The organism is Pseudoclavibacter sp. VKM Ac-2888 (genome assembly GCF_015351285.1).
GTDB lineage: Bacteria > Actinomycetota > Actinomycetes > Actinomycetales > Microbacteriaceae > Pseudoclavibacter.
On record NZ_JADKSM010000001.1, the window covers coordinates 2,417,033 to 2,431,485 of the forward strand.

The window sequence follows — 14,453 nt, forward strand, 5'->3', positions numbered from 1 at the left end:
TCAGCATGAACATCCAGGGAGCAGTTCTCGAGGAGATCGGCCTGCCGCGGCCGTACTCGGAGTCGAAGCCGTTGAAGGTCGTCGAGCTGGAACTCGACGATCCGGGACCCGACGAGGTCCTGATCCGCATCAGGGCGGCAGGGCTCTGCCACTCCGACCTGTCCGTCGTCGACGGGAACCGGGTACGGCCGACGCCCATGCTGCTCGGCCATGAGGCTTCGGGGATCGTGGAGAAGGTGGGTTCGAACGTCACCGACCTCGAGATCGGCGAGCAGGTGACGACGGTCTTCCTCCCCCGCTGCGGTGAGTGCGACAACTGCAAGACCGACGGGAAGCTGCCGTGCACCCCCGGCAGCGTGGCCAACAACGCCGGCTACCTGGTCGGCGAGCATTTCCGGCTGCACCGCGACGGGAAGGACATCTTCCACCACGTCGGCGTCTCCGGATTCGCGACGCACGCGGTGCTCAACCGCCAGTCGGTGGTGCCCATCGGGCACGACGTGCCCCCGGAGATCGCCGCCGTGCTCGGCTGCGCGGTGCTCACCGGTGGCGGCGCCGTCATCAACGCGGGCAAGCCGCAGGACGGCGACACCGTGATGATCGTCGGCCTGGGCGGCGTCGGGATGGCGGCGCTCCTCACGGCCGTCTCGCTGGAGAAGGGCAAGGTCATCGGCGTGGACGCGAACCCCGAGAAGCTCACCCGAGCCCTGGAGCTTGGCGCGAGCGAGGTCTACACGCCAGCGGAACTCGCCGAGAACGGCGTGAAGGCCCCCATCGTCATCGAAGCGGCTGGCCATCCTCGCGCCTTCGAGACCGCAGTCGCCGCTACCGGCGTCGGCGGCACGACGGTCACGGTCGGCCTGCCCTCACCGGATGCGCGTTCATCGATCGCTCCGCTCGGGCTCACCGGGGAAGCACGGACCATCGTGGGCTCCTACCTGGGATCAGCAGTCCCGGCTCGCGACATTCCCGTCTACGCGCAACTCTGGCGCGACGGGAAGCTGCCCGTCGAGGAGCTCATCTCGGGACGCATCCGGCTGTCGGAGATCAACGATTCCCTCGACAAGCTCGCCGACGGGCAGGCCGTGCGACAGGTCATCATCTTCGACGAGTAGACCGATCGCCGCCGGGCTCCGACCGGGGCGAGCCCCAGAGCTGACTTGTGGTCGTCAACCCTCAAGGTTGACGACCACAACTCAGCTCTCGACTTCCGGGCCACCTCGCGCCTCGCGCCTCGCACCTCGGGCCTCGGACCTCGGGACCTCGAACAGCACGCTGCGCTCCAGCACCCACGGAATCCGCGCGACTCCAACCCGGATGCCGCAGGCCCCCGCGAAACGCAGAGCTGACCTGTGGTCGTCAACCCTCAAGGTTGACGACCACAACTCAGCCCTCGACTTCCAGGCCACCTCGCGCCCCGCGCCTCGGGCCTCGGACAGCACGCTGCCCTCCAGCACCCACGGAATCCGCGCGACCCCAACCCGGATGCCGCAGCCCCCCGCGAAACGCAGAGCTGACTTATGGTCGTCAACCCACACGATTGACGACCACAACTCAGCTCTCGGCGTTCAGGGGGACGCGAGCGCCGGGTGCCGGGTGCCGGGCGGCGGGCGGCGGGCGGCGGCCCGAGGAGTTACGCGTCACGCGGACGCGGGCCCGGACGGCGGACCGCGGGGTTACGCGTCACTCGGGCGCGGGCGCGGGCGCGGACGCGGGCTGGAGAGCCTCCGCGGCGGCTACGAGGTCGGGGTGCCCCGCGAGCCCACGGACCCCGTGCATCGAGTACGTCGCCATCATGATCGCGACCGGCACGTGATCGCCGACGAGCATCAAGGGCTCCGCCCCTTCGAACTGCAGCACCAACGACCGCTCGCGCAACGACGGGTAGCTCGCGACGACCCCCGAGTACCAGAACGACAGCCACCGCCCGCCCGCGAAGCAGATCAGTCGCTGGTTCGAGACCAGGACCCTGGCCGTCTGCCACTCGCGCCACTGCTCCGCGGCTTCTCGCTCAGCGCTCGACCGGGCGGATGCGTTGCCGAGCGCATTCACTGCAAGCCCGGCCGCGACGAAGGCCGGGCTGCCGAAGAAGAAGCCGGAGTTGGTGGAGTAGCTGACGTCTCGCCCGTAGTAGCGGGCGTAGGTCGCTGGCGCATCCTGGAAGAACACCTCGTCGGGTGAGGCGCGGAAGTCCCACACTTCGACGGTCTGCGGGATGCGCTGCTCGAGCAGCTCATCCCGGAAGCGAAGCGCAGCCGTGAGCCGGTCGTGGGAGTAACGCTGCGCGTCGAGCCGCTCGCGCTCTCGGCTCGTGTACTTGCCGCGGCGGTGCCTGCTCTCACGGCGATTCACGGCGGCCCCTCGGAGCGCCGCGCGGCCCAGACCGAAGAGGAGGAGGACAGCGAAGAGCATGCACGCCCAGAAGAGCAGCGAGAGGCCGAGTCCTGTGAAGGAGCGGCCGACCTCGTCGTCCGACGAGGGAGCCCCATCGAACCCGGAGAGCACCGGGGAGACGATGGCCGCGATGAGCACGAACACGGCCCCGAGGACGAGCAGCGGTACGAGCCAGCGCCCACGCCGCTTCCACCGCTCGGCGTCGCCGCCATCGCCGTGATTTCGCGCCGCCCAGCGTCGTTCGACGGCGCGCAAGAGGTCGACTCGGACGACGTACGTCGACAGGATCACCAGGGCGAGCAGCGCGGCAGGGAGGAGCAGGAAGTACGCGAGTGTGGAGAAGCTGAACGCGAGCTCGTCCGCCGATTGCGCTGCGTGGAGCCGTTCGAGCGACTGGGGTGCAGCACCGAGCCCGAATGCGACCAGGGCGACGAGCAGCCCGAGCCAGATGAAGCGGCCGACCTGCGAGCCCCGTTTCGTCGTCATGACGCCAACGTACGACGATCCACCGACGTTCGGCCAGGTCAGTCCTCCCCCGCCCGGCCGCAGAAGCGAACGCACCGCCCGAGTGCGGGATCGAGGACGAGGGTCAGGCGGTGACGCCCACCTCGCCGGTCGCGGTCGCATCGGCGACGGCGCGCCTGCTGGCGCGGGCTCCGAGGGTACCGCGGAACCACAGCGCGCCCGCGACCGCGAGGCAGACGAGGAAGGCGCCGAGTGCACTCACGACGGGCACGAGCGCCTCGCTCGGTCCTGCCACGAACGGCATGAAGGCGACGACGAAGAAAGCAACGACGGCGATGGCCGGTGAGAAGAGCAGCGGCAGCGTCCAGGTCGCGAAAAGCGGCGTCTCGCGCAGTGCGATCCACCCGAACGTGGTGCCGACGGCGTACACGGCGTAGGCGATGAGACCGACGATGAACGCGAGGAGGACAAGCGGCACGAGCGTGCCAAGGAAGAACTGGTAGGCGTCGCGCCCGAACAGCACCATGACGTCGTCGCTCGCGACGGGCGTGGACGTGAGCCGTCGCAGCGAGAGGGCGATGACGCCGACGATGCCGAGCACGGCGACGACGGGCGCGGCGATGAGTGGCAGTATCCAGCGCAGGTGCTCCATGCCGCTCAAGATAAGCGCGGTTGCGGATGCGCGCGGCGAGCGACGCGCCCGAGTTACCCACCAGAGACCTCCCGACTGCGTCTCCCTGCCGCCTCACTCGGCGCTCACCCGGCGCAAGAGTGAGCCAGATGCAGGCTCCAGCGAACTGGAACCTGCATTTGGCTCACTCTTCTGTCATCGGCGCCGGCGCCGGCACTGATACTGGCGCCAACGCAGGCGCCAGGCGCCAGCGCCCTACTCGATGGCCGCGGAGTGCGGCGTGGTGGACTGCACGTTGAGAGACTCGCCGTCGCTCGCCACGACGACGGAGATCGTGTCGCCGTCGCGGACCGTGCCCGCAAGGAGTGCCCTCGCGAGGCGGTCGTCGATCTCGCGCTGCATGAGCCGACGCAGCGGCCTGGCCCCGTAGATGGGGTCGTAGCCTCGCTCAGCGAGCCAGGCCCTGGCGTCGTCGTCGACCTTGATCGTGAGGCGACGCTCGCCGAGCCTGCGCTGCAGCCGCTCGATGTACAGCGCCACGATCTGCGCCAGCTCATCCTGCGAGAGGGCGCTGAACACGACGATGTCGTCGAGTCGGTTCACGAACTCCGGCTTGAACGAGTGCCGGACGGCCGCCATGACGCTCTCCTCCCGATCCTCGGGGGTGAGGAGCGGGTCGATGAGGTACTGCGAGCCGAGGTTCGAGGTGAGGATCAGGATGACGTTGCGGAAGTCGACCGTGCGTCCCTGGCCGTCGGTGAGGCGCCCGTCGTCGAGCACCTGCAGGAGGATGTCGAAGACCTCGGGATGCGCCTTCTCGACCTCGTCGAACAGCACGACCGAGTACGGCCTGCGTCTGACGGCCTCGGTGAGCTGCCCGCCCTGCTCGTAGCCGACGTACCCGGGAGGGGCGCCGACGAGCCGGGCGACGGAGTGCTTCTCCCCGTACTCGGACATGTCGATGCGGATCATGGCCTTCTCGTCGTCGAAGAGCAGCTCGGCGAGCGCTCGCGCGAGCTCCGTCTTCCCGACTCCGGTGGGACCCAGGAAGAGGAAGGAGCCCGTGGGGCGGTCGGGGTCCGCGATGCCCGCGCGCGTGCGGCGGATCGCATCCGCGACCGTCGCCACGGCCTTCTCCTGCCCGACGAGTCGCTTGCCGAGTTCGGCCTCGAGGTGGAGGAGCTTCTCCATCTCGCCTTGCAGCAGCCTGCCCACGGGGATGCCGGTCCACGCGGCCACAACCCCCGCGATGTCCTCGGCGGTGACGTGGTCGTTGACGAGCTTGGGCCCGCCGCCTTCCGTGGCCTCAGCCTCGTGCAGCTGCTTCTGGATGCCGGGGAGCTCCCCGTAGAGCAGCCGGGAGGCGAGCTCGAGGTTGCCCTCGCGCTGCGCACGGTCGGCGCGCACGCGGATGTTGTCGAGCTCCTCGCGGAGCTCGCCGATGCGGTTGAGGGATGCCCGCTCGATGCTCCAGCGCTCCTTCAGCTCGCCGAGGCGCGCGTTCTTCGTGTCGAGGTCGGCACGGAGCGTGGCGAGGCGCTGCCGCGAGGCGTCGTCGTGCTCCTTCTTGAGCGCGAGCTCCTCGAGGCGGAGACGGTCGACCTGCCGCTGGAGGGTGTCGACCTCGACCGGCGAGGAGTCGATCTCCATCCGCAGGCGCGAGGCCGCCTCGTCGATGAGGTCGATCGCCTTGTCTGGCAGCTTCCGGCCCGTGATGTAGCGGTTCGAGAGCGCGGCTGCGGCGACGAGCGCCTGGTCGGCGATCGACACCTTGTGGTGCGCTTCGTACCGCTCCTTCAGACCGCGGAGGATCGCGATCGAGTCCTCGACGCTTGGCTCACCGACGAACACCTGCTGGAAGCGTCGCTCGAGCGCCGCATCCGATTCGATGAACTGGCGGTACTCGTCGAGTGTCGTCGCGCCGATGAGGCGCAGCTCGCCACGAGCGAGCATGGGCTTCAGCATGTTCGCTGCCGAGATGCTCGACTCTCCGCCCCCAGCACCCATGAGGGTGTGGAGCTCGTCGATGAACGTGATGATGCGCCCGTCGGATTCGGTGATCTCCTTGAGGACGGCCTTGAGCCGCTCCTCGAAGTCGCCGCGGTACTTGGCGCCCGCGATGAGCGCCGACATGTCGAGGCTGACGAGCTCCTTGTCCTTGAGGGATTCGGCGACGTCGCCGGCGACGATGCGCTGGGCGAGGCCCTCGACGACCGAGGTCTTCCCGACGCCGGGTTCGCCGATGAGCACTGGGTTGTTCTTGGTGCGCCGGGTCAGCACCTGGCTGACGCGTCGGATCTCGGAGTCGCGGCCGATGACCGGGTCGAGCTTGCCCGAGCGGGCGATGTCGGTGAGGTTGATTCCGTACTGTTCGAGTGCGCTCTTGGCCTCTTCGTCTGGTGCCTGAGCGCCTTGCATGTTTGCCATGGGGCTCCTTCGTCAAAGTTGCTTCCGACCCAGATGGATCAAAAGTTGAGTCGGAATGGCTCAAGTTTAGATTCCGAGACGGAATAACACCACCCAAAGCTGGGTGGCTCAGCCAACTCCCAGCGCAACCTCGACGCCTCCGCACCGCCTCTGACCAGGACTTCTCCTAACGTGGCAGAGTTCCTGTTATGCCAGAAGCACCCGAAGAGTCGCCGCTCGACGTCAACGCACTCCGCGTCGGCAGCGTCGAGCTGCTCGGCGAGCGATTCTCGATCGTCAAGGCCGGGCCGTCGGAGGCCGTGCGCGCCTCAGGATTCGGGAGCCCGAACTCGCTCGCCTACGCGGTCTTCGGCCGCCGATCCGAGCTCCTCGAGGTGCAGGAGCTCGATGACGCCGACGCCGCACTCGCCGCCGTCCGAGCCTTCGATGACGGCGACCCGTCTCTCCTCGACGCCATCGACGTCCACCAGGACGGCACCGAGCTGCGCCGCGCCATGTGGAGGGCGGCCAGGCTCGTCGAACCCGGCACCCTCGCGAGCTACGGCGACGTCGCGACCATCGCCGGGCATCCACGCGCCGCCCGCGCCGCCGCGAGCGCGTGCGGCGCCTGCCTCGTGGGCCTCTTCGTGCCCGTGCACCGCATCGTCCAAGCCAGCGGCAAGCTCGCGGGGCACGCTGACGACATCGCCGTCCGGCAGGCGCTCATCGACCACGAACGCGCGACGGGGATGCGCGGCTGACGGTCAGGAGCGCGCCGCGGTGGAGCTCCGAGCGTGCAGCACGGGGAGGACACGCGTGCGCTGCACCGGTCGACGGGGACCCTCCTCGAGGCGCGACACCATCGTCTCGACGGCCAGCCGCCCGATGTGCTGCTTGGGAGGACGCAGCGCCGTGATGGGCGGCTCGGCGTTCTGCGCCACCTCGTCGTCGTAGGCGACGACGGCAAGGTCGTCGGGGATCGACCAGCCGTGATCGCGGGCGTACTGCTGCACGAGCACCGCTTGAGGGTCGGAGTGGATGAGCAGGGCCGTCGCAGATGCCCGGCGGCAATCATCGAGCACTCGAGCGATGAACGCCTCCCGCGACAGCCCGTCCATCTCGTCGAGGTTCGCGTCGACGTCGACCACCGATTCGAGGCCGAGCTCCGTGACGGCACCGCTCCACCCCTGCCGGAGCTGCGCGGAGGTCGGGGAGCCGGTCGAGGTGAGGATGCCGACCCGGCGGTGCCCGAGCACTGCGAGGTGGTCGGCGGCGAGGGAGCCGCCGAAGACGTGGTCCGTGGTGACCCATTCGAGGCTCGTGAGCGCGGCGACGGAGGAGGCGTGGCGCTCAGCGAGCACGACGGGCACCGGGAGGGACTCCAGCCAGTGCAGCAGCGCCCGTCCGTCTGCACCGCCCGTCTCCGGTGCGGCGATGATGCCGTGGAGGCCGCCCGATTCGACGAGGGAGGAGATCTGCCTGCGCTGATCATCGACGGAGTAGCTGGCACCCCTGAGCACGAGCTGCACGCCGAGGTCCGTGGCCGCGGCCCGTGCGCCGACGATCACCTGGGGCCAGTAGTAGCTCAGCGACGGGGTGACCATGCCGACCCTGAAGCGAATCGCGGTCGCCTGTGCGGCGACCGATGGCACCGAGGTGTCGAGGCGGCTCCGCAGGGTCGCGCCGCCGTGGACTCTGGTCAGGAGACCGCGATCGGAGAGGTGCGTGATGTCGCGGCGGATCGTGAGCTCGGACACCTCGAGCTGCCGCGCGAGCGCGGCGACGCGGACGGATCCTGCCCGCCGCAGCTCGTTGAGGATCCGCTCTCGACGCAGGAGACCGAACGGCGGCATGTCGTCCACGGATCCGAGCGTACAGACATGTTCGCATCGCGTCGAGCATGAACGGTTCTGTTCGCTTTGCTGGCCTTTTCGCCGACCCCACTTCAAGATCAGCTCGGAAGCACACAGTCGTGCCCGCCGCGCACTCAACGAACGAGCCCGCGCGGACAGCGCACAGAACGGAGAGCGCACATGCCTCAGGACCATCGGCTCGGTCGAGTCACGAGCACGAGCAGGGTCCGCAGGCGGCGGATGAGTCTGGCATTCATCGCGGCCACGGCGGTGGCGATGATCGCGCCGGTTCTCGTCGCCCCCACGTCCGCGCAGGCCGCGGGATCGGATCCCGTCTCGGTGACCGTGGACGGCGCAGATGTCGCGGCAGCCGCAGAGAACGTCAACGGCCTCACGTTCAAGGGCTTCGGCGTGCTCACCGCCAACTCGACGAGCGCTCTGCTCCTCGACTACAAGGCGCAGCATCCGGAGAAGTACTGGGAGCTGATCGAGACGCTGTTCGGGGGCGACCGCCCGATCATGAACACCATCAAGATCGAGATGGGCAACGACCGCAACACCTCCACCGGGCCGAACGCAGCCACGATGCGCACTCGTGACGAGTACCCGAACGTGCAGCGCGAGCCCGGCTTCCAGCTCGCGGCCGACGCGCAGCTCGTCGCGCACGGCGACGTGCACGTCAGCATCCTGCGCTGGAATCGGCCGGCCTGGGCCACCACGCACGCCGCCCAGTACATCTGGTTCAAGAACACCGTGCTCGCCGCGTACCGCGAATACGGCATCATGGTCGACTCGATCAACCCGGACGCCAACGAGACGAGCAACCCCGAGGTCCAGCTCTACAAGGACTTCTCCGGCTGGCTCCGCGGCGACGACAAGGGCTACGAGAGCGCGAGTGCGGGCGACCCGAACAGCGGCTTCGCCTCGGACCAGGAACGGGACCTCTACCGATCCATCGAGACGGTCGCCGCCGACACGGTCGGGACTCCGCCGGTGTCCTTCGGCAACCAGATGACGTCCCCGAGCGACTCCTCGCTGCGTGACGCCGTCGACATCGTGGGCTTCCACTACTCGAGCGCCGACGACAACGCGGGCAACCTCAAGAAGGTTGCAGAGGAGCTGGACAAGGAGGTCTGGAACTCGGAGGGCCAGTCCACGTTCTCCAACTCGGCCGACCGGCCGAACAACACCAACAGCGACGAACGGGGCGGAACGGGCACCGAATTCGGCGGCCCGAACAGCGCCCTCGAGATGGGCAACTGGGTCACGACCGGATTCGACGAGTCCCGACGCACCCTCAACATCTTCCAGCCCGCGATCGGCTCGTTCTACGACGGGTTCCAGTACTCCTCCAAGGAGCTCGTGAGCGCGCGCGACCCGTGGTCCGGCTGGCTGTACTACGACGGCGGCCTCGCGATGATCGAGCAGTTCACGAAGTTCGCGAAGCTCGGCTGGGAGAACGACGACAACACGGCGGGAATCTGGCGGGCGATCCCCCAGGCGTCCGACAGCGAGCTGGGGAAGGGCAATCCGCCGAGCGGTGCCCGCCTCGGTGGCGCATCCTTCACGACCCTGGCGGCACCCGACGCCAGTGACTTCTCGACCGTCATCATCAACGACAGCAGCTTCACGAAGACGTACCGCATCACGGCCAAGGACATGGAGCTCGGGGCCGACCGCACGGCCGAGCTCTGGGAGACGCGCGCCGCGGACGACGGCCAGGCCTACAACGACAACTACCTCACCCCCATCGGCGAGATCTCGCCGGATGGGGACGGGCTCTACACCGTCGAGGTCAAGCCCTGGTCGTCGTTGACCCTCACGACGCTCGACCAGGCGACAGCAGCAGCCGACGGCAGCCTCGCGCCCAGGGACGGCTACGCCAGCTCGCTGCCGACATCCCCCGAATACACCGACCAGGACGGGGGCCGCGACGTTCTCGACACCGACCCGACCGGCGCCCAGAACGGTGTCACCGATGACGAGGTCCTGTACGCCGACGACTTCGAGTACGCCGGCGCAGGCAACATCAGCGGCTACGACCCTGCCACCGGAGCGCTGGTCGATTCCGGAGCGTCGTTCCTGGACAGCCGCGGCGCCAAGCAGAAGCCGAGCGGAACCCCAGCGCTGCAGCCGGAGGACCAGGGCGTGACCCCGCGCTACACCAACGACACCAACGGCGCATTCGAGTCGGTTGCCACATCCGATGCGACGCACGGCCGGGTGCTCAGGCAGCAGGTCGGCCCCGGCATGGCCGGCGGCGCGTGGAACAGCGGCGACCCCAAGACGACGATCGGCGACGCCCGGTGGGCGAACTACACCGTCTCGACCGACGTGCTCTTCGAGGCGGCGGGAGCGCAGTACGCGACCATCGGCGCCAGGGAGCAGGGTGGCACGGCGAACGGGCAGAACGTCTCGGCGGCCGAGCTCAAGGTCGAGCCCACCGGCGCGTGGACCTTCAGCCGCTACGGCGCGACGCTCGCGAGCGGCACCGTGGCAGGCAACGCGGAGGTCGCGTTCAATGCTGGTGCCGGCGTCTGGAACAGCATCGCCGTGACCGTCGCAGGCGACACCTCCACTGCCTCGATCAACGGCGTGCAGATCGCGTCGCACACGGATACCGCGCCGCAGGCCGCGGGGCGCATCCAACTCGGGTCCAGCTTCAACTTCGTGCAGTTCGACAACCTGCGGATCCAGACGCTGCCCGGGTACACGCCCTACTACACGCAGATCATCGACGGGATGCACCAGAGCAGCTGGTCGAACACGTCGACCCCGGTGCTCGAGTTCGACGCCAACTGGAGCCACGTCAACGGACAGGGCATGTTCGAGTGGCAGCGAACCGCATCCAAGAGCACGGCCAAGGGAGCCGCACTGAGCTACTCCTTCACCGGAACGGGCTTGGACATCATCGGCGCCAACCCCGGCACCGCGACGCTCGATGTCGAGGTGGACGGGATCCCCGTCGCGCTCGCAGCTCCAACGTGGAGCGCAGGCAGCGCCCGAACGACCTTCACGCTCCGCGGGCTCGCGAACGGGGCCCACACGGTGGTCATTAGGACCGCCAACGACAGCGCACTCAACGTCGACTCGGTCGCCACGATTAGTGCGGTCGCCGACTCCGCGCGCGTCGACACGGGAGCACTCACCGAAGCCGTCTCCGCCGTCGCGCAGCTCGTCGAGGCAGACTACGGCCCCCAGTCGTGGGCCCCGTTCGCTGCCGCACGGACGGCCGCGCAGACCGCGATCGCCGACCCGGTCGGCTACGGACTCGACGTCGAGGGCGCCACAGCGCTCGAACGGCGTCTCGACTCCGCGGCAGACGCGCTCACCCCCAAGGATGTGAGCGCCGACGTGACGGACCTCGGCTCCGTGGCCATCACGACCGCCCAACGTGCCCTGCCCGGCACACTCCTCCTCTCGGGCACCGAGGAAGAGGTCATCTGGACCGCCGCGTCGAACGCCAGCGCCGCGACCACCGGCGAACTCGCGAGCTTCGCCGCCAGTGGGCGCACCTCGGAGAAGACCGAGGCCGGCGTCTACCAGCGCTTCTCGGCGACGGTGCTCGTCGTCCCCGCCGATCTCGACTACTTCATCGACTCCGGCTCGAGCGGTTCGGAGGCAGGATCGGCCCACGCGGCCGCGGCAGGCGTCTCGCCTGAGCTCCGCAACGAGACCGCCGACCAGAAGTGGGACGGCACCGCCCCGGGCAGCACGTGGGGGTACTCGACCGCGGCGACCACGCTCGCGAGCGGAACACCGCAGGATTGGGGTTCCTCCTATATCGGCGCCGATTTCAACAAGCCGGTCACCTACCACCTGACCCTCCCCGCCGGTTCCTACAACATCGTCGGAGTTCAGGCACCCCGTGCGGGACTCACGACGAACCTCTCCGCGAAGCTCACGGCGAACGGCGAGACCGTCTCGAAGACGGCGACCTCGACAGGGTCGGCGACGCCGATCGCGCAGACGCTCACGCTCGACGAGGAAGCCGTCGTCCAACTGGAGTTCGGCACCAATGGAACGAGCGGCTACAACGCACGACTCGCACTCGTCTACGTGCAGACGCTGCCACGCGACCTCGGCGTGCAGGGCGTGCTCGACACCGACGATCCACTCCCGAGCACGGTGAAGGTCGCAGACACCGAACGTGCCGTCACGTGGGAGCCTGCAGCCCACGAGCAGCCCCGCACCGAATACGAGACGATCACGGCCAACGGACGCCTCGACGAGAGCGACGCACCGGTCGTCGCGCAGTTCGAGATCGTGCCACCCGGGATCGTGTACTTCATCGACGCCGGAACGGACGGCGCCGCCTCGCCCCAGTACGCGGCAGTGTCAGCCGCCGTCGATGGACTGCGCAACGACAAGGTCGACCAGGTCTCCACATCCGCCACGCAATGGGGGCACCTCTCTGACGGCATGAAGCTGAAGACCGGGACCGATATCAAGGACAAGTACTCGACCGGGCTCTACCAGGACACCACCAAGCTGAGCTACCGGCTCCCTCTCGAGGCTGGCACCTACACGCTGACCGGCGGCTTCACCGAGTGGTGGAACCTCAGCAGGACCATGTACCAGACCGTGTCGGTCAACGGCACGGAACTCGCGAAGGGAAGCATCCCCCTCTCCGGTTCAACACCCAAGCTCTCCGCCGGCCTGACCTTCACGCTCTCGGAGGCGGCGACGGTCGACTACCTCGTGACCAACGAGGGCGCAGGCGGCGAGAAGCCGGTCATCTCCTGGCTGGCCGTCGCCGACGAGACGCTGCCGGGGACTCCGCAGAACGCCGTCGCGACGCAGGAGGGCGACACCTCCATCGCCGTCTCCTGGGATGACCTCGCCAACCCCGGTGCGGGCTTCGCGGGCTACCGCGTCTACGAGGCAGGGGAATCGGAACCGGTCTGTGCAGCGACCGAGACGAGCTGCACCGTCACCGGACTCGCTCCAGGTTCGACCCACTCCTACGAGGTGACCGGCGTCAACGCCTCCGGCGAGGGTCCTCGCTCGGCGGCGACCGCACCCGTGACGCTGCCGGAGGCGCCGACGGACGACGGCGCGACGAAGGCGCCGGGAAAGGGAGTGCTCTCCTCCAACGACGGCTGGAACACCGGTCTCCGTGACGGCGAGTTCCAGCTGACGATGAATCTGTGGTGGGGCGAGAACGGCTCCATCTTCCGGCTCTACCAGGACGGCCAGCTGGTCAGCACGACACCGCTCAGCACGAACTCGCCAGCGGCACAGTCAGCCGTCGTCGACATCGCCGGCCTGGCGAACGGAACCTACGTCTTCACCGGCGAGCTGGTGAACTCGAAGGGAACGACCGCAACGGAGTCGCTCACGGTGACGGTGACGAACGCCTCCCCCGGCGCCCCGTCCCTCTCCTCGGACAACTGGGACGGCGACGGCACCTACACCGTGACGGCGAACCTCTGGTGGGGTACGAACGCCACCGCCTACCGCTTCCTCGAGAACGGCGTCGAGGTCGGCACCGGCGAACTCACCGCGGCGAGCCCCGCCGCCCAGAAGGCGACGCTGCAGGTCGAGGGCAAGGCGCCGGGGCAGTACGCCTACACGGTCGAGTTCATCAACGCCGCAGGCACCACCGTGAGCACAACCCACGAGGTGTCGGTCACGAAGTAGCTGCACGCCCGAGTGGGCTCCGCGTCGGACACGAACGCGGCGCCCGCTCGGCGGCGTTCGCCGGGCCCGCGGCCGAAGCGCTCACCGAGGGCACCACCCAGTTCCCGGCCGCGCCCGTTCGATAGCGTCGTCGTCGACCCAGAAGCCGGCAGCGCCTGCCGAAACGCGACGCGACGCGACAACGGGGGCCTCGATGCCAAAGAACCGCAACCGCAAGAGAGCGCTCGCAGTCCTCGCGAGCGCTCTCCTGCTCATCGGCCTCGTGACCGCCGCTGCGCTGCTCGGCCTCCCGACCGGCTGGGTGATCTTCATCGCCATCGCTGGTCTCCCGCTCGTCCTCGTGCTTGCCGCATTTCTCGGGCTTCGCTGGGGCGACGCCAGGATGGCCAAGGCTGGGCCCGGCGTCCTGACGGCCCTCGGCCCGGGGGAGATCCACGAAGTGGACATCGCTGAGACGTCCGTCGCGAAGCTCGGCTGGCGGGCCGCCGTGCAGCATCTCCCCGCTCAGCTGCCGCCGGCACGCATCCGCACCCTGGTGGTCGCTGGAGTCGTCGGCGCGGTCGCGGGCGTGTGGTTGACCGTGACGCTCACCGAGGCCCCCGAACCGTGGCAGACGACTCTCGGGGCAGTGCTCCTCGGCGTGACCGGGTCAGCGGCCCTCTGCCTCGCACTGCTCCTCGCCTGGCTGCTCATGGCTCACCGAGACACGCCACTTGACCGGAGCTCGCGCAGGCTCCTGGAGCAATCGATCAACCCCGCGAATGATCGCATCCGCATCAACATCGCGAGGATCGATGAGCTGCAGGAGGCGATCGATCAACGACGCACGGTCACCCCACTGCTCCTACCCATCGCAGCCGGCACGACGATAGCCTTCTTCACCGCTGCCGCCGCCGAGCTCGTCCTCTCGGGCGGCGAGCAGTTCCCCCGCCTGGCGTCATTCGCATCAGTGCCGATCCTGCTCTGGATCGGGCCCACGGTTCTCGGCAGAGTCGAGCAGATCGCCCTCGCGCTGGATGAGGTGCGGTCGCGCGAGGGGGCCGCCTGACGTCCGCACCCGG

General features: G+C 68.7%; 8 protein-coding genes. 4 read left to right on the forward strand and 4 right to left on the reverse strand.

Annotated features, from left to right (window positions below; translation table 11 throughout):
* Positions 1–5: 5 nt before the first annotated feature.
* Positions 6–1,115, forward strand: coding sequence for an alcohol dehydrogenase catalytic domain-containing protein (locus tag ITJ61_RS11410; protein WP_104239745.1), 1,110 nt, complete (start codon positions 6–8; stop codon positions 1,113–1,115).
* A 568-nt stretch (positions 1,116–1,683) separates the two neighbouring features.
* Here the strand turns inward: ITJ61_RS11410 and ITJ61_RS11415 are convergent.
* From ITJ61_RS11415 to ITJ61_RS11425, 3 genes are all read right to left on the reverse strand, one after another.
* Positions 1,684–2,880, reverse strand: coding sequence for a hypothetical protein (locus ITJ61_RS11415; RefSeq protein ID WP_194686227.1), 1,197 nt, complete (start codon positions 2,878–2,880; stop codon positions 1,684–1,686).
* A gap of 103 nt (positions 2,881–2,983) precedes the next feature.
* Positions 2,984–3,511 (reverse strand): hypothetical protein, encoded by a 528-nt coding sequence (locus ITJ61_RS11420; RefSeq protein ID WP_194686228.1) that lies wholly within the window; start codon positions 3,509–3,511, stop codon positions 2,984–2,986.
* Between the two features lie 234 nt (positions 3,512–3,745).
* Positions 3,746–5,917 carry an ATP-dependent Clp protease ATP-binding subunit gene (locus ITJ61_RS11425; protein WP_104239742.1) on the reverse strand — a complete coding sequence of 724 codons (2,172 nt, stop codon included), beginning with the start codon at positions 5,915–5,917 and terminating at the stop codon, positions 3,746–3,748.
* Positions 5,918–6,105: 188 nt separating this feature from the next.
* Between ITJ61_RS11425 and ITJ61_RS11430 the strand changes: the two genes are divergently transcribed.
* Entirely contained in the window at positions 6,106–6,657 is a 552-nt protein-coding gene (locus ITJ61_RS11430) for a methylated-DNA--[protein]-cysteine S-methyltransferase (protein WP_194686229.1), read from the forward strand.
* Between the two features lie 3 nt (positions 6,658–6,660).
* On the opposite strand, the gene ITJ61_RS11435 is transcribed toward ITJ61_RS11430, so the two are convergent.
* On the reverse strand, positions 6,661–7,749 hold the full coding sequence (locus tag ITJ61_RS11435; RefSeq protein WP_194686735.1) for a substrate-binding domain-containing protein: 1,089 nt from the start codon (positions 7,747–7,749) through the stop codon (positions 6,661–6,663).
* Between the two features lie 240 nt (positions 7,750–7,989).
* Here ITJ61_RS11435 and ITJ61_RS11440 point away from each other — a divergent pair, with 240 nt between their 5' ends.
* Both ITJ61_RS11440 and ITJ61_RS11445 read left to right on the forward strand, forming a co-directional pair.
* The gene (locus tag ITJ61_RS11440) at positions 7,990–13,392 is read left to right on the forward strand and encodes a fibronectin type III domain-containing protein (protein ID WP_194686230.1); all 5,403 of its coding nucleotides are present in this window, start codon (positions 7,990–7,992) and stop codon (positions 13,390–13,392) included.
* A 193-nt stretch (positions 13,393–13,585) separates the two neighbouring features.
* Entirely contained in the window at positions 13,586–14,440 is an 855-nt protein-coding gene (locus ITJ61_RS11445) for a hypothetical protein (protein WP_194686231.1), read from the forward strand.
* The last annotated feature ends 13 nt before the right edge of the window (positions 14,441–14,453 follow it).